The sequence below is a fragment of the Rathayibacter sp. AC182 genome, assembly GCF_979253875.1.
In genome coordinates this window covers 1,664,053-1,681,336 of the sequence record NZ_CEEDEK010000005.1, presented here as the reverse complement: position 1 = coordinate 1,681,336, position 17,284 = coordinate 1,664,053, and the positions used below count along the sequence as shown (strand labels likewise).

The window sequence follows — 17,284 nt, the reverse complement described above, 5'->3', positions numbered from 1 at the left end:
CGATGCATGACTCTGTACAACCCCGCCGTGTTCCCCGAGCCCGCCTCCGGCCCGTCGTCGACGCCGCCGTCGCAGAAGTCGGGGAACGGACTCGGCCTCGCGTCCCTGATCATCGGCATCGTCGCGCTCGTCGGAGCGGTGATCCCGCTCGTGAACTACGTCTCGGGCTTCGTCGCCTTCGTGGGCCTGGTGCTCGGAGTCATCGCCCTGTTCCTGAAGAACCGGACGCGGGGCACGGCGATCGCCGGCTCGATCCTGAACCTCGTGGCGCTGATCCTGTCGATCGTGCTCGCCATCGTCTACACCGCGGGTCTCGTCACGGGCATCTCGAGCGCCGTCGAGGACGCCGAGGCGAGCCGGGCCTCGAACAGCCCCGGTGTCTCCGCCGCCCCCAGTGCCTCCGCCGCCCCCGCGGGCCCGACGCGGACCGTCGTCTACGAGGTGACCGGCGACGCCACGAGCGCCTCGATCGGCTACTCGACGTCGGGAGTGGCGGGTACGGAGGACGGCTCCGACTCGCTCCTGGACCAGTCCTCCCTTCACGAAGGAGGTCCAGGTCGAGGAAGGCGGCGAGTACTCGATGAACGTCTTCTCCCTCACCGCGACCAACGGCCCCGACGACACCGGAGCCATCACCTGCCGCGTGACCCTCGACGGCGAGGTCATCGCGGAGCAGACGAGCACGGGCGCGTTCGCGGCGGCGTTCTGCACGACGACGTCGGACTGAGGGCAGGGCGCTGCCTCCTGCGTCGGTGGCGTCCGGCAGAATCGCCCTGACAGCAGGAGGCGCTTTGCAGTTCACGATCGACGGAGATCCGTACGAGCTCACGCGGGAGTCGGTGGAGGCTGCGCTCGGCGCCGTTGAACCGGCTGCCGTCACGAAGTACTCGATCGAGGCACTCGGGCGGCGGTGGCCGGTGAAGCAGGTGCTCGCGGTGGCGACCGGGCTGGGATCGAAGCCGTTCGACTCCGGCACAGCGCAACGAGTCCTCAAGCAGCTGGGGTTCGTGGTCGTAGGCGACCACACCGCTCGCACCCCCTCGACGGCTCGCAGCGCACCTTCGGCGGCGTGAGCTGGAGCCTGGCGGCCTCGGACGACGACTACCTCGAGGCCCGATCAGGGCGGCTCCACGTGCCGACCTGTCGGCACGGCGTCACCCAGCCGCGCCGCTCCTGGAGCGAGGCCGAGGTCCTCGATGCGTGGCTCGCAGCACCGGACACCGATCCCCGCGAGCTGACGTCGCCCGGCTGGTGCTCCGATTGCCTCATGGTGCGCGGGCTCGAGGAGGAGGTGACGCGCTCGGAGGAGTGGCCGCCAACCGGCAGTGCCGAGCGTCGAGCCATCGCGGCGGCGGCAGGTGTGATCCTCACGCCGGCCCTGAGCGGCGGCTCCTCGGCGCTCGACTCGACCGTGCGGACCTGGACCGCGCCCACCGCCCGAGCTCTTCGCGGCGCCCTGGACTCGCTACCCGACGCGTCGGGCGGGTTCCGAGGGCGGCTTCTGCGGCAGCTCGCCGAGGCTCCACGGGAGGTCGTCCTGCTCGCGGCCGAGCTGTGCTTCGTCCAGCGCCTTCCGCTCACCAACGTCGGCGCCGAGACGAAGCGCGAGCTGCTGCGGGAGATCCTGGCGCTGCTCCCCGACGCGCCCGTCCTCCCCGAAGCGGTCGCGGCCGCGTTCGACGTCCGCGGCACATTCAACGGCGGGGCGGGGTTCACCCCGCAGATCGCCCGCCATCTGCAGTGGCTCTGCTCGTTCATAGAGCACTGGGACGGACTGGATGCCGAGATGCGGGACGCCGCTCTCGGAGATCCGTGGCTCTTCCGAGAGCAGACCGCCGCCGTCGATCCCGCCTCCCCTGCCATTCAGAACTCCCTGCTCGCGCTCACCTGGCCGAGCGTCTTCGAACGCATCGTGTCGACGGCGGACAAGACGAAGATCCGCGACACCTTCGCTCCGGCGCTGCCAGCGGGGCCGACTGGGGACCTCGACCGGGATCTGCTGCATCTGCGCGACAGCCTGGATCCGCAGGGGCACCTGGACATCGACTGGTATCTGCCGCCGTGGAGCACAGAGTGGCGGGACGCCGATCGGAGCGACGCTCCGGCCGCCTGGTGCGTCCCGAGCGCAGCGGTACTCGGGGACACGATCGGCTACCCCGGCGCGATCGCCGCCGACTTCGGAGCGAGCCGCTCCGTCATCCGATCGACGGCGCTGGCGCGGTGGGACGGGGCGGAACCGATGCCTGCACTCCTGCAGCGGGTCGACGCCACCGCAGCCGTGCTCAGCGGGATGCGTCCAGGCGAGCAGATCCTCGTGCGGGACGGTCGTGGGATCCGGGTGGGGACGCTGCGGAGCGGACGATGGATGCCCGGCGACCGTGCTCAGCGGTCAGTCCGGTGGGAGGACGAGCGCGTGCCAGAGGAGGCCCTTCCGGAGGCGGTCCTGGCCGCGCTCTCGGAGGAGGTGGGCTTCACCCGGGTCGAACCACTATCCATGCCCACACCCGCACCGCTCGACCTGCGCCTCCCGCGCCCCACCGCCGAGTTCGCGGCCGGTCTCCATTACGACCGGGTGTGGCTGGACGACGTGACCGCGGTCCTCGAGGAGCGGAGGCAGATCATCCTCTTCGGCCCTCCCGGCACGGAGAAGACGTTCGTCGCGCGGGCCCTGGCCCGGTTCGCCGCCCCCGCGAGCGCCGTGCGGATCGTGCAGTTCCATCCCTCCTACTCCTACGAGGACTTCTTCGAGGGCTTCCGTCCCGCGACCGACGCGAGCGGCTCCGCCGTGTTCCGCCTCGCGAAGGGGCCCTCCGGCTCCTCGCCGATTCGGCCGTACGCAACCCGGCCGTCCCCCACGTGCTGATCATCGATGAGATCAACCGCGGCAACATGGCGAAGATCTTCGGCGAGCTGTACTTCCTCCTCGAGTACCGCGACGAGCAGGTGTCGCTGCAGTACTCCCCCGAGGAGCCGTTCGCGCTGCCCAAGAACCTGTTCGTCATCGGCACGATGAACACGGCGGACCGCTCGATCTCGCTCGTCGACGCCGCGATCAGGCGGCGCTTCGCCTTCTTCGAACTCCATCCGGCCCAGCAGCCGGTGCGCGGTCTGATCCACCGTGTCGAGGGGCGGACGACGCGACGCGGTGCGCTGCTCGACACGCTGAACGACCGCATCGGCGAGACGGACCGCGACTTCCAGATCGGCCCCTCCTATCTGCTCCGCGACAGTGCTCGCACGGAGGAGGGACTCGCTCGGATCTGGGAGCACGACATCCTGCCTCTGCTCGATGAGCACTACTACGGCCGGCTGTCTCCGGACGAGGTCCGGGCGCGGTTCGGGCTCGACGCCCTCGATCTGACCGCACCGGTGGTGGACGACGAGATCGACGAGCCGTGACACGCGTCTCGCTCGAGGAGAACGGAGGCTGGCGGCCGTGCGACCTCTCCTCCGAGGTCATCGCCGCCGCCACGTCAGCGGGGCTCGTCGACTCCCGGCTGAGTCGCACCGGGATCGAGATCGCCGCAGCGTCGAACAAGGTGGGAGCGGTGCGCTGGGGCGACGACGAGATCCTGGTCCATCCGAAGACTCCTCTCGGGTCGCTGCTGTTCCTGCTCGGATACGCGCGCGACCCGGATTTCCGCCCGGAGGACGTCGATGCGACGCCGGACGACGACCTCGCCCCCGCCGTCGCAGAGACGTTCGCCCGGCTCGCCGAACGTGCTCTCGCCCGCGGCGTTCTGCAGGGCTACCGCACCTACGACGAGACCGCGGTCACCGTCCGCGGGCGCATCCGGATGTCCGACCAGGTCTCTCGAGGCGGGCGACTGCTGCCGGTCGAACTGTCCGTCGACGAGTACACGATCGACATCGCCGAGAACATCGTGCTGCGCGCTGCTCTCAGCGCCCTGCTGACGCTGCCCCGACTCCGCGATGCGCTGCGTCGTCGCCTCCTGCATCTCGACGGACGCCTCGACGGGGTCGAGCGGCTCCGCCGTGGTGCGCCGGCGCCCGCCGTGCGTCAGAGCCGCCTGAATGCGCACTACGCGCCGGCACTCGCCTTCGCGATGCTGATCCTCGAGCGCCGGTCCCCCTCCAGTGCCGAAGGCGAATCGCCTCTCGCCTCGTTCGTCGTCGACATGGCCGTGCTCTTCGAGAGCTTCGTCACGACGGCGCTGCGGGAGGCTCTCGCTCCGCTCTCGTCGGGCGTCACGCTCGCGCAGTACCCCGCCACCCTCGACGAGCGCGGGCGGCAGCCGGTGCGGCCGGACATCGTCCACGTCCGCTCCGGGCGCCCGCGGATCGTGGCGGACGCGAAGTACAAGACCGGCGCCTCCCGCGTGGAGGATCTCTATCAGATGCACGCCTACTGCACCGTCCTGGGTCTGCGCGACGGGTGGCTGATCTCGGTCGGCCAGGGGCAGCTCCTCGTACTCGGTGCGCGGCGCCGCGGTGGAGCTCCACATCCGTCGACTGGATCTCGCGGCCGCACCGGGCCGGCTGCTCGAGGAGGTCTCCGCCCTGGCTGCGGAACTGGTCGCCGACCGAAGGCACGTCACCTCAGAGAACGGTCACCCGCTCACCCCTGAAGCGCGACGGCGACGAGCACCCCCGCGAGGAGGAAGGCCGCAACGGCCGCCGCCATCCCGAGCACCGGGATGGACCACGCCCGGCGCGAGGTGGTCGACCGGCGGACGACCGCGACGAGTGTCAGCACCGCGAACACGCCGACCACGGCGGGGACGATCCACGTCGCGACGCTCAGGAGGGAGAGGTCGCACCCGGAGGGTTCCCTCCGCACGCGTCCATCCCCATCTGCAGGATCAGGACGAGGAACGAGAGGCCGGCGCCGAGGCCCACCAGCAGGATGAGGAGCAGGACCGCCTCGATGCGGCTCGCGAGCCCTGCCGGCTCGCGTTCGGCCGGGCGGCGGACGCGCGGGGGCGGATCCGGGTAGGGGTCGTCGGCATCGAAGGACACGGTGACCTCCCTGGTGAGCGGGTCCCGGACGGGCCTGGGGAGATTCTCGCCCACCGCGCACGGAGAAGGACGGATCGCCAGTGCCGGCGGGTCCGTCCTCCTCCGTGTGTGCTCCGGGACTACTTGCGGAACATGCGCGCCGTGGTCTCGAAGAGGCCCTTCACCGGGCGCTGCTGCTCGCCCTGCTGGGCGCCGAGGATGATGATGACCGAGGTCAGCACCGGGATCAGCCACTGAGTCGCCTTCTGCACGCGCAGGGCGGTGGTCAGCTCGGCCGAGTTCTGCGGCAACGCCTCGGTGACGCCCTTCGCGCCCTCCTCGATGTGCTTGGCCTGACTGGCTCCGGCGATCGCGGCGGTGACCGACGCGGCGCCGGCGAGGCCGGTGACGACGGTCTTGATGACCGTGTTGGTGCGGCTCTCCTGCTGGTTCGCCAGGCGGGTCTTGTTCGCGAGGATCAGGCCGATGCCTCCGACGCCGTGGGCGACGATCGCGGCGAGCTGCACGGGCGTCCAGCGGGCCCAGCCCACGGATGCGATGCGGAGGCGCTCCGACGGGTCGGAGGAGGTCGCGGCGGCACCGTTCAGGCCGACGGCACCCATGAGGGATCCGCCGAACCAGGCGGCGGCGCCGAGGTCGTGGAGGCTTCGGACGAGCGTGTTCCGTGACGGCATGCGTGTCTCTTTCTCTTCTCGGTCGACAGGAGGGGGCTGCGACCCCCGTATATGGGTGACGCTACGCGCGGGGCGGGTCGAGCGGTCGGGGCTTGACCTCTCCCTCCGCAGCCGCTCTGGTAGAAGAGCGCGCCGACGCGCACCGACAGGAGGAGCGACATGGCGGACCAGGACGAGCAGAAGAGCATCCGCGACGACTTCCACGAGGCCGTGAACATGACGGCCAAGCAGATCGAGAGCTGGCTCGAGACGGACGAGTCGAAGGAGGTCGGTCAGAAGTCCGACGGCGGCGAGTCGGTCGGCCACCACAGCGGCCGCCGCATCATCGAGATCCTCGGCACGAAGCAGGCCGACCTCGGCGACGACGACTACGCGCACATGAAGAAGGTCGTCGGCTACGTGCACCGGCACTCGGCGCAGCGTCCGGACGGCGACGTCACGGAGACGAAGTGGCGGTACTCGCTGATGAACTGGGGGAACGACCCGCTGAAGAAGTGACGGGGGTCACTGGCGAGCGACCATGATCGAGGAATGCAGATTCTCGAGGTCGTGGCCGCCGTGATCACCGACGGGGACCGGATCCTCGCGTGCCGGCGCCGTCCGGAGAAGGCGTCCGGCGGCCTGTGGGAGTTCCCGGGCGGGAAGATCGAACCCGGAGAGACGCCCGAGCAGGCGCTGGAACGTGAGATCGCAGAAGAGCTGGGAGTAGCTGTCAGCGTGGGAAGTCGGCTGAGCGTCGACGACACCGAGGTGGGTTCTCGGGTCATCCGGTTGAGCTGCTGGTGGACGATTCTGCAGGGTTCCGCTCCGGTTGCGAGCACCGACCACGACGCGCTTCGCTGGCTGGGTCGGAAAGAGCTGGCAAGCCTCGAGTGGGCGGCGCCTGATCTTCCGGCTGTGGCGAAGCTGATCGCCGGGGCCTGAGCCTCGATCAGCCACAGCCGAGATCGAGCCGAGCATCTCGCAGCCGGCGGAGGCGCCGATGTTCCGGTCGAACACCGCTCCGACCGAGAGCAGGAGTCGTTCAGTCGTCGGCCTCCGGGCGAGCGCTTGCGGAGCCGATTCCGCCCAGTGGCAACCGACGCCGAGACGATCTCGACCACGACCTCGACGTCCTCGTGTTCCCAGAATCGGAGGGAGACCCAACCCGCTTCTCCCAGCAGGCGGTCGGTGTCCCGATCACGCGCGCGGTTCGTGGCCACCTTGTCGGCCCAGAAGCCGGCGTTCGTCTTCGACACCGTGTGGTGGATCGGACAGCCGTGCCAGAAGCAGCCGTCGAGGAACACCGCGACCCGCTGCTTCGGGAAGGCGACGTCGATCGTGCGTCGCGTGGACCCGGGAATCCTCACCTGCAGGCGGTAGCGCAGCCCTGCCGCGTGAAGTGCAGATCGCACCCGCAACTCGACCTTCGTGTCACGCCCGCGATTCGAGAGCATCGACCGCCGGACACCGTCGCTCGAAGCCCATGACATCGCTCGAGACTAGAGCCCGACGCGACTATGTCGATCTGGACGAGGCGGGTGGTGTCGCTGGCGAAGGAGACCGTGGTGCCGTCGTAGGGGTCGATCAGGAGGCCCGAGAGGACCTTGCAGTCGCGGGTGCCGGGAGTGAAGACCGGGTCGAGGAGGTCGCGGCCGAAGACGTGGATGGGGGTGTCGTAGCCGATGGCATCGGCATCGGCATCGGCATCGGCATCGGCATCGGCATCGGCATCGGCATCGGCATCGGCCGAGAAATGGCCGACGCAGCGCGCGCGCCGCACGTCGTCACGAAGGCAGATCTGTCGGACTTGATCCCGCCCCGCACCAGAGTGGAGCGACCCGATGGGCGACGACATTCTGGGTGCGGCTTGCGCCGGTCAGTTACTGACCCGGGCGAATTGCGGCACGGCAAGGGATGATGGTCACTCATCGAGTGAGAGGATGCCATGTTCTTCGAAGAACTGCGCGACAATGGCTGGCCAGCCGAGATGTCCATCACCGTCGCAAGTGGGGAAATTCATCTCCTAGAGCTTCTTTGGATCCGACATCACGCCAATCTTCGGGCCCTTCCTCGACTCCCTCGGCGGACCTGCCCGGTCCGTCGAGCACCGGTGCGGACTTCTCGGAGTACGAGCCTGTATGGGCGGAGGAGTGGAGTAAGGCGTTGCAGTCAAGCGCACAGGTCCATACGACTAGCCCCCGAACGCATGAGAAATCTGTCCGAGCTTTGGGAACTGTCACATCCGGTCGCACTCGCCCGGTCTGTGGGTGTGTCGCTCGCCGGCGCTCATGAGTGGAAGCGGCGTCTACGGAACCGGACGGCGGTCAGGGACGAGATCCCAGAGGAGATGCACGATGCCTGGTCGAAAGGCCTGAGGGTGATCATCGAACTCCCACTCCGGGGGGATTACGGTCGGCAGTATGACGACCACGTCTTGCTCGTTTCGGGAGCGCTTCGTGCCAGCGAACGAAAATATGCGACACTCCTGAGTTCCTTCAGCTGAAGAGGAAGCCCCCGGCTGCGATGTAGCCGGGGGCTTCCTGCACGGAAGAAGTTCTCGCCCGGAGACCCGGACGAGCAAACCGTCCCGTTGTTCATGACAACATTCGACCCGGGCGTGATGTTGATGAATCCACCGCCGGTGTAGAAAAGGGACCAGGAACTCGACCACGTCGCTCCTCCGGGTCCAATCCATGACTTCGACGGAAGACCAGCACCGCCGTAGATCTGAGTGATCCACAGCTTGGAGATCACAGGACGGGGCACCGTGTAGCCAGTCAGTACCACTTTCCGCTGACCGTAGGAGGTGATGTCGATCCAGGATTTTCCGCAGGAGCCGTTGATTTCCGTCTTTGCTACTGAAGAACTTTTCGAAAGCCGCTTCTCCAGGTTTCGAGCTTCAGGGCTCACGGCGACGGACTTCTCTCTTCCGTCGGGCAAGGCGACGATCTTGTAGCCATTCGCTGCGGCCACCTTTGAATCGAATCCGGAGAACGTCATCTCCGATTCGAAGCGTTCGGTTGACGACGGTGCGCGCACTTCGTCGGATGCGGACGCTGTAGCTGGTGTACTGAGCAGCATAAGGCCAGCTGCGGCGGCGAGCATAAAGCCTGCGGCTCGTTTCTTCGGCATTAGTGATCCTTCCGATTTGTAACTGAGACGACCGCATGTTTTCGGTCACGGACCGAGGTGTCAATGAGTCGGCGCCGGAAGCACCTCTCTGGCGTCGAATGTCGCTTGGTTCGGAACCTGTGGAGCGACGGCCAGATCGAATCCGTGCGCGGCAGTTGCCGTTGAGCTACGCCCTGTCCGGACGGGGACGGAGGCGGAATCAGATCCGCGGACAAGACGTGAGGACTGCCGCCGCCGCTTCACGGTCCCTTGCCTTGATCCCCAGCCCGTACGTGCTCAGCACTCCCACGAACTGCTCCACGTACCCGCACCGCAGCTCCACAGCCGGCGGCGGCCACTCCCCCGGCCCCGCGTCGCTCTTCGACTGGTTCGTCTCCTCCGACGCCGCGACGAGGTTCGCCGGATCGTTCGCGAAGGCGAGGCGCTGCTCGTCGGTCCACGCCCACGCCCCGTGGTGCCACGCCCAGCCGAGGGCGACGACGTGGTCGATCTGGACGAGACGGGAGGTGTCGGTGCCGGAGGTGAACTGCACAGCGGTGCCGTCGTAGGGGTCGATCAGGAGGCCCGAGAGGACCTTGCAGTCGCGGGTGCCGGGCTTGAAGACGGGGTCGAGGAGGTCGCGGCCGAGGACGTCGTTGCGGGTGTCACAGCCGTTGCGGTCGACGTCCGACCAGGACTGGCCGAAGAGGTCGCGGTCGTACGGCACGCCGGCGCGGCCGTCGTCGGTGGGGAGGGCGGCGAGGAGGGCGAGGGCGGGTGAGTCCGGAGCCGACGGGGCGGGCGACTCCGGGGACGACGGGGTGGGAGCTGATGCAGTGGGACCAGCGGAGGACGACGACGGTGCCGGAGACGTGAGCCACGGGCCCATCGGCGCCACCGACTCCGACACCGCCATAACCGCGAACGCCACGGCGACGGCCGCGACCAGCGCCAGCGTCACGGCGAGCGCGGGCCGGCGACGACGGCGCGCACGGGGCGCACGGGGCACGCGGGGCACGCGAGGCGCCGGCCGCCGCGCTCCCGGACGCGGCGGCGGGGTCTGCCTGCCACGCGCGCTAGACGCCCGAGTCGGTGTCGACGGGGGCGTCCGGCTCGGTGGGGCGCGCCGCGGCGTCCCACAGGCGGATCGCCGAGCGGGGCACGGGGCCGACGACGTCGACGCGCCAGACGAGGTCGACCGGGGAGCCGGTGGCGCTCTCGTAGGGCAGCACGTGGAGGGGGGTGCCGGGGTCGAAGCGCAGCCGGTCCTGCTGGCGGGCGGGGGCGACGAGGAAGCTCGTGACGCGCTCGTGGTAGCGCTCGCCGACCTGCAGCTCGGTCAGCACGGTGGCGCTGACGGGGGTCATGGGGTCGGGGCGGGTCAGCGAGTCGAGCAGGAAGTCGTCCGCACGGGACGTCGAGCTCGACGCCGTCCCAGTCCTCGGGGCGGCGCAGGGCGTTGAGCGGGTTGGTGCCCATCGGGCGGACGCGGGCGGGCGATGGCCTCCTCGTCGCGGGTGACGGAGGCGACGATGTCGGCGAGGCGCGGAGCGGCGACGCGGGTGAGGAGCGACTCGTCGTCCGGGGCGCGCAGCAGCATCCGCCGGGTGTGGTTGGACGAGTGCGGGAGGTCCTCGTCGAGGGCCGAGAGACCGAAGCCCTGGCCGGATCCGTAGTCGGCGGCCATCTCGCGTACGAGGGACTCGAATGCGTCGTGCCGCCAGCCGCGGCGGACGAGCTGCGCGGTCATGGCGGCGCGCATCCGGGCGACGGCGGCGGTCTCCTCTCCGCTCACCGTGGCGAGGCGCACGGCGAAGGGCATGTGGCCGCGCTCGACGTCGAACGTCTCGTGCTGCGTCCACACCGGCGGCACGTGCCACGGGCGGTGGATGGCCTTCGGAGAGCAGCACCAGCCACTCCACGGCCTGGCGGTGCACGGAACGCAGGCGCGCGGCCTCCTCGCGGGCGCGGCGGGCGCTCGCACCGAGGTGGGCGAGGCGGGCGCGCTCGAGGCGGATCCTGCGCTCGAAGCGCGACCAGCCCGCGTGGTAGCGGGCCAGGGCGACGACGGTGAGGGTCACCCCGGCGACGCCGAGGCCGGCGAGGATCCACCACAGCACGGCCGAGATCGGATCCGGATTGAAGGAGCCGTCGGCATCGCGCGCGGCGTAGTCGTTCACCTGCCAGAGGCCGAAGCCGACGGCGAGCGCCAGGGCGATCACGAGGATCCAGCCGACGAGCATCGAGCGGTGGAAGTCGCGGCGGAGTCCGAGGAGCTCTCCGGGGCGCTGCGGGGCGGAGGGCGTCGATCTCGCGGACGAAGGTCGCCGCCTCGTCCTCGGCGCGGCGACGCTCGCCGGCGAGGCGGTCGAGGAAGCGCCAGACGAAGGAGGTGCTCTGCGCGCCGGCCCAGAGGTCGTACTCGGCCAGGGCGCGGAGGCGGCTCGAGCGGCGCTCCTCGGCGAGGACCGGGTCGGGGTCGGGCTCGGCGGGGAGCTCGATGCGGACGCGGGCGGGGGTCTCGGGGTTCTCGGCGGGCGAGGTGGTCTCGGCGGGCTCGGCAGGCTCGGCGGTCGGCTCCTCGATCCGGGTGCCGTCCTCGGGAGGGGCGAACGGGGCGGGCTCGGGAGCCGGAACAACAGCAGGAGGAGCAACAGCCGCGGGAGACCGCCGCCACCGATCCCTCCGCCGCCGTCACCCAGTCCTCGAGCCTCCGCCTGGGGTCGTCCAGAGTCAGCGCGTACCAGTCCACCCGCTTCGGGAATACGGGCGGCACGTCGTGCCCGGCCGGGTTCCACGCGTCGTCCGGCAGGGCGAGGACGTCGGCGACGCGGCCGAAGACCGGCACGGCTCCCTCCACGGGGCGAATCCGGCGTCGCGCAGGTCGGCGCTGCCGTCGAGCGAGCCGAAGACGAGTTCGCGCAGCCCGGCCCAGAGCTCGGGGGTGGTGCGCACGTGCGCCATGGCCGCGGGGGCGTCGGCCTCGGTGCGGGCCCGGGCCTCGTCCTCCTGCAGGCGCCGCAGATCGGCGAGCAGCAGCCGGTCGCGCACGTCGAGCACCTCGTCGAAGGAGGTGCCGACGACGGCGGAGCCCTCCTCGGTGTGCAGGGCGCGGGTGACGGCGCGGTAGGTGCTCGAGGTCAGGCGGCGCAGCGCCCACTTGGGCATCTGCGCGAGCTTGCTCGACGCGAACACCAGGAAGCGGCCGCCCTGCGAGGCGAGGCCGATGCGGTCCACCTCGGGCAGGGCGAGTGCACCGGCGGCGTCGTAGGTGAGGGCTCCCCCGTCGAGCCGGAGGGCGCCCTCGACCATGCCGTCGACGTAGCCGGCGATGCGGCCGTCCTCGATGAAGGCGGTGCCGGGCGGCGGCGGGCTGACGCTGGGGTCGATCAGGAGGGAGTCGGGGCGGGCCGCGTTCTCGAGCACGCCGGCGGCGACGCGGCGGCCGAGCGACTCCGTCAGCACCGCGTTGAGGAACACGCGCGAGATCCAGACCGAGGCTCCGCCGTCGCTCTCGCGCGACATCAGCTCGACGCTGCCCTCGCTGACGCCGTTCCAGAGACCGGCGACCGAGGCGAGGTGGGTGAGCGTGAAGCCGGTGAAGCGCTCGTCGTCGCGCACGAAGGCGTCGCCGGACCACGGGCTCGAGCGGTCCTCGGGCGAGGCGATGACCACGAAGCCGTGCTCGTGGCTCTCGACGCGCTCGCGCAGCTGGAACGCGGTGGGCGCGCAGATCAGGGTGACGTGGCGCAGCTCCGTCGTCTGGTCGGCCAGCGTCGCGGAGGGATTGGGCAGCGGCATCGAAGTGCGCACCCACGAGCGCACCAGGTCGGCGACCTCGTCCTGCGCCTGGTCGGTCTCGCGCTCGGGCAGGGACGAGCGGAGGGTGATCAGGCGCACCAGGGCGAGCTGCTCCTCGGCCAGTGCCTCGAAGAGGTCGACCGAGATCGCCACCGACTCGAGGTCGGCGCCCACTCCCAGCACCACGGCCTCGATCTGCGGAGGCGCGTAGGGCGAGGTCTTCACGTGCTCGGGCAGCACCCAGAGGGCCTGGCCCAGCAGGCCGGTCTTCGTCCACTGCGCCGCGAGCTCGAGCAGGGTCTCGCCCTGCGCGCCGCTGGGCAGCAGCACGATCGCCGCCTTGCCGTCGGGCCAGAAACCGCCGGTCCGCGGATCCGACTCCACGCTCAGACCCCGGTGTCGCGCGGACCGGTGGACAGGACCGACGAGACCAGACCCTGCAGGGCGTCGCGGAACTGCTCCCGCATCTCCCAGGTCACCGGGTAGTCGTAGACCGACACCCGGTCGTCCTGCGCCACGATGTCGCTCTCGAACTTGGCCAGCTCGGCCGAGAGGTACGCCTGCACGGCGGTCCGGCGCGACGCGAGGTCGCCCTCGGCGGTGCCGGCGCGCGACGGCTCCGGAGTGGGGGCGCCGGTGGGCAGGGGCGCCCGTCTGCAGCCACTCGGCCAGCTCGGTCTCCTCGCCGCGGCTGCCACCGAGCGACGTGAGCACGCGGTAGGGGGCGAGCGGAGCGAGCGTGCCGTCGACGTTGCAGAGCGCCATCGCGATCGCGAGCGACTGCAGCACCACTCCGGGGAAGTCGGCGGGGCGGGCGTTGCGCTCGCTGAGCAGCGGGTGCGGGAAGTCGGCGAAGCCGCGCGCCGCCGGATCCCAGACCGAGCTTCGGGCCCTTCTCGCCCTGCGTCGAGTCGACGGCGAGGCGGCCGAGGGCCTTGGCGACGTACCAGCCGCGGATCATCGACTCGATCGCGCGCGGATCCGCCGGGATGCTCTCGCCGAGCAGTCGCGCGCGCTTGAACTTCCAGAACGCCTCGCGGCTGTCCTGGGTGTTCGACTGCGCGAGCCAGCCGCGGGCGATGGGCTCCATCACCGAGTCCATCACGATGGGCTGGTAGGGGAAGCCGGACATCGCGAAGACCTCGATGCCGTCGACCTTCTGGTCCTGGAACCACGACTCGCTGGTCGCGTCGTCCCAGACGCCCATCTGGCCGAGCACGCCCTTGGTCACCTCGTACATCTCGGTGCCCGTGCGGAACGGGATGGAGCTGAAGACGAGCGAGGTGTCCTCGTTGATCGCCTTGCCGTGCACGGCGCGCAGGAGCGCCGGATTGAGCTTCACCAGCGGCTCGCTCGCGCCGAGGGCGGCCTGGAGCTGCTCGCGGTAGCGGTCGCGCCGCTCGGCGAAGACGTTCGGCGGCAGCACCTCGGAGGTCGAAGAAGCCGAGCAGGTCCTCGCCGATGTAGGCGGCGAACAGGGTGCCGCTCGCGCTTCATCCACGCGCGGGCCCGGGCGGCGTAGGTCTCGGGGTCGGTGGCGGAGGTCGAAGGTCGCGCGCTGCGCGGGGTTCGCGACGGCCGGATCCGCGGTGACGGTCGGCTTCCAGGTGCGCGGGTTCGCGACCAGCGTGCTGCCGGGTCTCGTCCGAGGCCCTCGGAATCGGGGCTGACGCCCACCAGGAGATCGGTGAGGACGCGCAGCACGGCGTCCTGGTACTTGGCGTCGCCGTCGACGGAGGCGCGCACCGGCTACTGGAACTCGGCGGGGTACTTCTCGGGCTCCACGAGCATCCGCTCGTTGGGCGCCGGGGTGGCCTTGCGCGGCACGGTCTCGTCGACGCGGCGGGGCCAGAACTCGTAGGCGTTCTCGCGGTCGTCGATCGTCTTGCGCGCGTTCACGCGCTGCAGGAGCGCGGTGCGCGAGCCGTCGAGGTAGTCGGCGAGCGGGCCGAGGAAGGTCTCGCGCAGCTCGGCGAGCAGGGCCGAGGCGGAGTCGCGGAGCGCCGGCCTCGGAGGACCACTCCAGCGCCTGCCCGAGCCGCTGGATCGCGAACTGCACCGCCTCCTGATCCGGGCGGATGGACTGCTGGTTCGCGGCCGTGCGCAGCTCGTCCGAGACGCAGGGAGCCGAGGCCGAGCCACCGCGCTCCTCGTGCTGGCGCGCGTCGATCCGGAGGCGTCGTCGACCGTGCACCCAGAGGCCGCGCTCGAGGCGGCGGAGCATCGCCACGACTACGACCGGGCAGCCGTCCTGGGCAACGTAGCGCGAGCACCGTCTCCGAGGAGGTGGCCGGGCATCGTGCGCGTCCGCTCGTCGAGGCGGCGCTGGCAGCGCCTCGCGGTCGCGCTGGAGGAGCCGGGGGCTCGTGCGCGTGTACTCGTTGACGAGGCGGTCCGACCAGGTGGTGATGTCGGCGCCGCCCTGGCGGTCGGGGAAGCGACTCCCGGACGGCTGAGCTCCTCGTCGGCGCCGCCCTGCAGCTCCGCCTTGATCACGTCGAGCACCGCGGTGTCGCGCAGCGCGTCGGTGACGTCGTTGTGCTCGGCGGTCTCCTCGTTCAGGCGCAGATCGCGGATGAAGCGCTGGTACTCGCTGTCGGCCGACTTCTCGATGTACTCGACGCGCTCGGTCATCCGCTCGAACTGCGGGTCCTCCTCGGAGTGCGCGAAGGCATCCGGTCGATGGCCGAGCGGGCGAAGCGCTCGGCGGAGTACTCGAGGAAGCGCTCGCGGCCCGGGGTCACCCGGCCGAAGCCGATGGAGGAGAAGGGCGGCGAGTGGTGCGCGGGGCTCATGAGACCGAGGTTGTCCGAGGCGGCACGTTCGCGGCCGAGCGGGCCTGCCAGTTGCCCGAGGGAGTAGGCGATCATGTCGTCCTGCACGCGCGCGTCGATCATCCACGCGGTGAGGCTGGTGGCGACGGCGTCGCCGACGGCGTTCTGGTCCTCGAAGGTGACCTTGCTGTTGCTGCGGCCCACGATGAAGGGGTACGCGGCGCCGACGCGGTCCATCACTCGCGGCTCCGTACGAGGGGGCGACGCCCTTGGTGCGCAGGAGCCTCGAGGGTGGCGGCCGAGGGTGTCGGTCCAGAAGCCGTTCATCGTCTCCGAGATCGCGGCGAGCGCGTTGCCGGGCATCCCGGCGGTCACGTTCAGCTGGTCGAAGACGTCGGGCGCGTAGAGCATGCTGAAGAACTGGTTCGACCACGGGTACTGCTTGGCGGTCGGCGCGGCGATCTCGATCACGTCGAGGAACTGGCCCGCTCCTGAGCCACTCCGCGACCGACGAGATCACGATGACGATCGGGCTGCCGTCTCCCCCGTCGTCGCGGGCGCGCAGGCGCTGGCCGAGCGTCTGCAGCTTCGGCGAGCGACTCCGCGTCGTTCATCTTGCCGATCGCGAAGCGCGCGGCCTGGGCGATCTCGCTTGGTGGCCGCGAGCGCGACGGCGCGGCCGACGGCGCGGTACTGGCCCGCGCCCATGCCCGACGCACGTCGACCTTGACCTGACGGGGGTCGGGCGGCTGGCGCTCGATGTCGTGGCGCATCGCGTTGTTGGTCGCGTGGGCGCTCGTGATCGAGCCCGTGCACGATGTCGAACGTCGCGGCGGTGCTCACCGAGGCCGCGGTAGTCCTGCCCGGGGCAGGAACGGCGCCTGGTACTCCATGCCGTCCTGCACGGTCGGGGTGTCGAAGTGCGGGAAGCGCCGGGCGGAGGGGATGCCGCCCTCCCAGCCGAGCTGCTGGAGCTTGAGCTCGAGCTGGTGCTCGATTGCCGCGGAGGGTCTTGCCGCCGGAGCCGCCGACTCCGATGAGAAAGAGAAGAGGTTTGAGCATGACTGTCTGCTTTCTTCGGCGGCGCTGTCAGCGACCGCGGGGCGGAGGGGTGCGGGGGCCGGAGCGTCCGGGCGGCGGGGGCGGCGGGGCGCCTCCCCGGCCTCGGCGGCGGCCCGAGAGGACGGGCGGCCGGGGGCACCGCCCGAGCGGGCGGGCGGGCCGCCGGGGCGCGGGGGCGACGGCGGGCGGGGCGGAGTGGCGGTGGGGGTGCCGCCGCGGGGCGAGGCCGGCGGGCGCGAGGGGCGCTCGGGGCGCTCTGGCTGCGGGCGCTGGTTCTGCGGGCGCTCCGGCTGCGCGGGCTCCGGGCGCTTCGCGGCCCGCTCGCGGCGCAGGGCCTCGAGGGTCGTCCATGCGGGGGCCCCGGAGTCGCGGAGCGAGATCGTCGAGGCGGCGCGCGTACTGCGCCTCGTCGTCGCGGTCGACGCGGTGGTAGAGCACCGCGAGGGCGCGCACCGGGTCGTCCGAGCGGGGCCGGTACGAGCTCGCGCTCGGGCACGACGATCGCCCAGGACGCATCCAGCGGCAGGGTGCGGAAGCCCATCCCGCCGTCGGGGAGCCGGGTGCCCGCGGAGGTGCTGCGGGTGCCGGTGCGGGACGCCACGACGACTCCGCCGGCGGGCGGGCCGAGGCGCGGTAGCCGGGAGGCCTTGAGCGGCCACCACGGCACATGCACGCGCAGACGGCCGAGGTCGGGATCCGGGATCTCGTGCACCCCGGTCTCGCTCCTCCAGGTAGCGGAAGCGGTCGTCGAGGCGGTCCGACGGGAGCGTCGAGCGGACGCCGTCCGGGGGTGATCTCGACGGGGATCGATGCCGCGCTGGAACGAGGCCCTGCATCGCGATCTTCGCGTTCCAGCGGTTGACAGAGGTACCCGGGACGACGAGAGGGAGCAGGAGGCCC

The 17,284-nt window shown here is 70.9% G+C and carries 21 protein-coding genes and 1 pseudogene; 8 read left to right on the top strand and 14 right to left on the bottom strand.

What is annotated here, in order from left to right; genetic code table 11:
- Positions 1-6 precede the first annotated feature (6 nt).
- Genes AC0CII_RS20535 through AC0CII_RS20515 form a run of 5 tightly spaced genes read left to right on the top strand, consistent with a single transcriptional unit; the run spans position 7 to position 4,589 of the window.
- Positions 7-777 carry a DUF308 domain-containing protein gene (locus AC0CII_RS20535; protein WP_465230503.1) on the top strand — a complete coding sequence of 257 codons (771 nt, stop codon included), beginning with the start codon at positions 7-9 and terminating at the stop codon, positions 775-777.
- A 14-nt stretch (positions 778-791) separates the two neighbouring features.
- Positions 792-1,073 carry a hypothetical protein gene (locus AC0CII_RS20530; RefSeq protein WP_465230502.1) on the top strand — a complete coding sequence of 94 codons (282 nt, stop codon included), beginning with the start codon at positions 792-794 and terminating at the stop codon, positions 1,071-1,073.
- On the top strand, positions 1,070-2,863 hold the full coding sequence (locus AC0CII_RS20525; RefSeq protein WP_465230501.1) for an AAA family ATPase: 1,794 nt from the start codon (positions 1,070-1,072) through the stop codon (positions 2,861-2,863). The genes AC0CII_RS20530 and AC0CII_RS20525 overlap by 4 nt, the downstream gene beginning before the upstream one ends.
- Complete coding sequence (locus AC0CII_RS20520; protein WP_465230500.1) at positions 2,857-3,399, top strand: AAA family ATPase; 543 nt, start codon at positions 2,857-2,859, stop codon at positions 3,397-3,399. The genes AC0CII_RS20525 and AC0CII_RS20520 overlap by 7 nt, the downstream gene beginning before the upstream one ends.
- Positions 3,396-4,589 (top strand): McrC family protein, encoded by a 1,194-nt coding sequence (locus tag AC0CII_RS20515; protein ID WP_465230499.1) that lies wholly within the window; start codon positions 3,396-3,398, stop codon positions 4,587-4,589. The genes AC0CII_RS20520 and AC0CII_RS20515 overlap by 4 nt, the downstream gene beginning before the upstream one ends.
- Here the strand turns inward: AC0CII_RS20515 and AC0CII_RS20510 are convergent.
- The 3 genes from AC0CII_RS20510 to AC0CII_RS20500 form a co-directional block, all read right to left on the bottom strand.
- Positions 4,580-4,801 carry a hypothetical protein gene (locus AC0CII_RS20510; RefSeq protein ID WP_465230498.1) on the bottom strand — a complete coding sequence of 74 codons (222 nt, stop codon included), beginning with the start codon at positions 4,799-4,801 and terminating at the stop codon, positions 4,580-4,582. The two genes, AC0CII_RS20515 and AC0CII_RS20510, sit on opposite strands and share 10 nt — an antisense overlap.
- A complete protein-coding gene (locus AC0CII_RS20505) occupies positions 4,762-4,980 on the bottom strand; it encodes a hypothetical protein (RefSeq protein ID WP_465230497.1) in 219 nt (72 codons plus the stop codon). The genes AC0CII_RS20510 and AC0CII_RS20505 overlap by 40 nt, the downstream gene beginning before the upstream one ends.
- Before the next feature lie 119 nt (positions 4,981-5,099).
- A complete protein-coding gene (locus tag AC0CII_RS20500) occupies positions 5,100-5,654 on the bottom strand; it encodes a hypothetical protein (RefSeq protein WP_465226616.1) in 555 nt (184 codons plus the stop codon).
- Between the two features lie 159 nt (positions 5,655-5,813).
- Between AC0CII_RS20500 and AC0CII_RS20495 the strand changes: the two genes are divergently transcribed.
- Both AC0CII_RS20495 and AC0CII_RS20490 read left to right on the top strand, forming a co-directional pair.
- Positions 5,814-6,152 (top strand): DUF3140 domain-containing protein, encoded by a 339-nt coding sequence (locus AC0CII_RS20495; RefSeq protein WP_465230496.1) that lies wholly within the window; start codon positions 5,814-5,816, stop codon positions 6,150-6,152.
- 33 nt (positions 6,153-6,185) lie between these two features.
- Positions 6,186-6,578, top strand: a complete 393-nt coding sequence (locus tag AC0CII_RS20490) for a (deoxy)nucleoside triphosphate pyrophosphohydrolase (RefSeq protein WP_465230495.1) — start codon at positions 6,186-6,188, stop codon at positions 6,576-6,578.
- Between the two features lie 203 nt (positions 6,579-6,781).
- On the opposite strand, the pseudogene AC0CII_RS20485 reads toward AC0CII_RS20490, so the two are convergent.
- A pseudogene (locus AC0CII_RS20485) lies at positions 6,782-7,126 on the bottom strand (very short patch repair endonuclease); the annotation flags it as partial.
- On the opposite strand from AC0CII_RS20485, the gene AC0CII_RS20480 reads away from it, so the two are divergent.
- The gene (locus AC0CII_RS20480) at positions 7,120-7,554 is read left to right on the top strand and encodes a hypothetical protein (RefSeq protein WP_465226618.1); all 435 of its coding nucleotides are present in this window, start codon (positions 7,120-7,122) and stop codon (positions 7,552-7,554) included. The pseudogene AC0CII_RS20485 and the gene AC0CII_RS20480 sit on opposite strands and share 7 nt — an antisense overlap.
- 488 nt (positions 7,555-8,042) lie before the next feature.
- Here AC0CII_RS20480 and AC0CII_RS20475 read toward each other — a convergent pair whose 3' ends face one another.
- From AC0CII_RS20475 to AC0CII_RS20430, 10 genes are all read right to left on the bottom strand, one after another.
- Positions 8,043-8,768 (bottom strand): hypothetical protein, encoded by a 726-nt coding sequence (locus AC0CII_RS20475; protein WP_465230494.1) that lies wholly within the window; start codon positions 8,766-8,768, stop codon positions 8,043-8,045.
- A gap of 199 nt (positions 8,769-8,967) precedes the next feature.
- Entirely contained in the window at positions 8,968-9,765 is a 798-nt protein-coding gene (locus tag AC0CII_RS20470; RefSeq protein ID WP_465230493.1) for an HNH endonuclease family protein, read from the bottom strand.
- 58 nt (positions 9,766-9,823) lie between these two features.
- Positions 9,824-10,990 (bottom strand): hypothetical protein, encoded by a 1,167-nt coding sequence (locus AC0CII_RS20465; RefSeq protein ID WP_465230492.1) that lies wholly within the window; start codon positions 10,988-10,990, stop codon positions 9,824-9,826.
- Positions 10,966-11,445 (bottom strand): hypothetical protein, encoded by a 480-nt coding sequence (locus tag AC0CII_RS20460; RefSeq protein WP_465230491.1) that lies wholly within the window; start codon positions 11,443-11,445, stop codon positions 10,966-10,968. Before AC0CII_RS20460 ends, AC0CII_RS20465 begins: the two co-directional genes overlap by 25 nt.
- A 35-nt stretch (positions 11,446-11,480) precedes the next feature.
- Entirely contained in the window at positions 11,481-12,932 is a 1,452-nt protein-coding gene (locus AC0CII_RS20455; RefSeq protein WP_465230490.1) for a hypothetical protein, read from the bottom strand.
- 91 nt (positions 12,933-13,023) lie between these two features.
- On the bottom strand, positions 13,024-14,778 hold the full coding sequence (locus AC0CII_RS20450; protein WP_465230489.1) for a serine/threonine-protein kinase: 1,755 nt from the start codon (positions 14,776-14,778) through the stop codon (positions 13,024-13,026).
- A 2-nt stretch (positions 14,779-14,780) separates the two neighbouring features.
- The gene (locus AC0CII_RS20445) at positions 14,781-15,182 is read right to left on the bottom strand and encodes a hypothetical protein (protein WP_465230488.1); all 402 of its coding nucleotides are present in this window, start codon (positions 15,180-15,182) and stop codon (positions 14,781-14,783) included.
- Positions 15,179-15,793: a tubulin-like doman-containing protein gene (locus AC0CII_RS20440; RefSeq protein ID WP_465230487.1), complete on the bottom strand. Its 615-nt coding sequence runs from the start codon at positions 15,791-15,793 to the stop codon at positions 15,179-15,181. The genes AC0CII_RS20445 and AC0CII_RS20440 overlap by 4 nt, the downstream gene beginning before the upstream one ends.
- Positions 15,790-16,095, bottom strand: coding sequence for a hypothetical protein (locus AC0CII_RS20435; RefSeq protein ID WP_465230486.1), 306 nt, complete (start codon positions 16,093-16,095; stop codon positions 15,790-15,792). Before AC0CII_RS20435 ends, AC0CII_RS20440 begins: the two co-directional genes overlap by 4 nt.
- A 66-nt stretch (positions 16,096-16,161) precedes the next feature.
- The gene (locus tag AC0CII_RS20430) at positions 16,162-17,220 is read right to left on the bottom strand and encodes a hypothetical protein (RefSeq protein ID WP_465230485.1); all 1,059 of its coding nucleotides are present in this window, start codon (positions 17,218-17,220) and stop codon (positions 16,162-16,164) included.
- Positions 17,221-17,284: the final 64 nt, after the last annotated feature.

Excerpts from the sequence above, each read along its gene's own strand:
- AC0CII_RS20465 (WP_465230492.1), bottom strand. The coding sequence starts at position 10,990 with ATGCTCGTCGGCTGGATCCTCGTGATCGCCCTGGCGCTCGCCGTCGGC.
- AC0CII_RS20480 (WP_465226618.1), top strand. The coding sequence starts at position 7,120 with ATGACATCGCTCGAGACTAGAGCCCGACGCGACTATGTCGATCTGGAC.
- AC0CII_RS20490 (WP_465230495.1), top strand. The coding sequence starts at position 6,186 with ATGCAGATTCTCGAGGTCGTGGCCGCCGTGATCACCGACGGGGACCGG.
- AC0CII_RS20535 (WP_465230503.1), top strand. The coding sequence starts at position 7 with ATGACTCTGTACAACCCCGCCGTGTTCCCCGAGCCCGCCTCCGGCCCG.
- AC0CII_RS20475 (WP_465230494.1), bottom strand. The coding sequence starts at position 8,768 with ATGCCGAAGAAACGAGCCGCAGGCTTTATGCTCGCCGCCGCAGCTGGC.
- AC0CII_RS20445 (WP_465230488.1), bottom strand. The coding sequence starts at position 15,182 with ATGACCGAGCGCGTCGAGTACATCGAGAAGTCGGCCGACAGCGAGTAC.
- AC0CII_RS20435 (WP_465230486.1), bottom strand. The coding sequence starts at position 16,095 with ATGCGCCACGACATCGAGCGCCAGCCGCCCGACCCCCGTCAGGTCAAG.
- AC0CII_RS20430 (WP_465230485.1), bottom strand. The coding sequence starts at position 17,220 with ATGCAGGGCCTCGTTCCAGCGCGGCATCGATCCCCGTCGAGATCACCC.
- AC0CII_RS20500 (WP_465226616.1), bottom strand. The coding sequence starts at position 5,654 with ATGCCGTCACGGAACACGCTCGTCCGAAGCCTCCACGACCTCGGCGCC.
- AC0CII_RS20495 (WP_465230496.1), top strand. The coding sequence starts at position 5,814 with ATGGCGGACCAGGACGAGCAGAAGAGCATCCGCGACGACTTCCACGAG.